The sequence below is a fragment of the Photorhabdus sp. RM322S genome (assembly GCF_042879395.1).
In the GTDB taxonomy this organism is placed as follows: domain Bacteria; phylum Pseudomonadota; class Gammaproteobacteria; order Enterobacterales; family Enterobacteriaceae; genus Photorhabdus; species Photorhabdus khanii.
Genome location: NZ_JBHFKW010000132.1, coordinates 1 through 1,002, shown reverse-complemented (window position 1 = coordinate 1,002; position 1,002 = coordinate 1). Strand labels below are relative to the sequence as shown.

Below are 1,002 nucleotides of genomic sequence, written 5' to 3'. Positions count from 1 at the left end.
GTTAAATAAAGACCAAAATATAACTTTTTATAGCCACTTCTCTCATTAAAACGTTAAGATCTCTCTATTCTATAAAAGCGTGATCTTAATAATGAGTATTTTCAACTTTATCAGCAAGATAGATGACCCACGTTCTGACATCAATAAAAAACATGAATTAATGGATGTGATTTTTTTAGCTTTTTCTGCTGTGTTATGTGGGGCTTCTGGCTGGAAATCAATCCAGGAATTTGGTGAGATACAATTCGAGTGGCTTAAACAATATACCAACTTTACTCACGGTATTCCTCGCCGCCACTGTATTGCGAATATTATCAAAATGATAGAACAAGATGCACTGGTCGAAGCCTTTTATGCCTGGATCAACCGACGCCGGGTTAAAGCCGGAAAAAGTCTCATCGCCATTGATGGAAAAACAATGAGGGGGACCTGTAAAGGAACCTTGTTTGAAGCCCTGCATGTGGTCAGTGCTTATGATGTGGAATCGGGTGTTGCCCTGTACCATCGGGCAGCCGAAAGTAAAGGTCAGGAAGGCCCTATTGCAAGACAACTGATTGAATTATTGGCGCTTGATGGGGCGATTGTCACGCTGGATGCCCTGCATTGTCAGAAGGAAACCCTTGAGTTAATTACCCAACGAGGCGGCGATTTTATTGTTAGCGTCAAAGGGAATCAAAAAACGCTCTCTGGGTTTGTTAAATCGCATTTTGCGGCGCATTATGATAACGACGAACTGGCTGAGTTTACGGAGAAAAGCAAGGGGCATGGACGGACAGAATTCCGTCATGTTATGCAAATTCGTGCGGCATTGCCAGCAGCACTTCAGGAAAAATGGCCATCAATACAGTCTGTTATCGAAGTGGTCAGTGAACGCAGTGTGAAAGGCCAACCAGCCCATCGTGATTCACGCTGGTATGTGAGTTCGTTGCCTTTAGATGTGGAGCGGGCTGCCACGGCAATAAGAAAGCATTGGTCAGTGGAAAATGAGCTACACTGGGTTTT

General features: G+C 43.7%; 1 protein-coding gene. It reads left to right on the top strand.

The window, feature by feature from the left end:
* Window positions 1-91: 91 nt before the first annotated feature.
* Window positions 92-1,002: ISAs1 family transposase (locus tag ACGF63_RS22900; RefSeq protein ID WP_387633381.1), on the top strand; the 911-nt coding region annotated here is incomplete at its 3' end.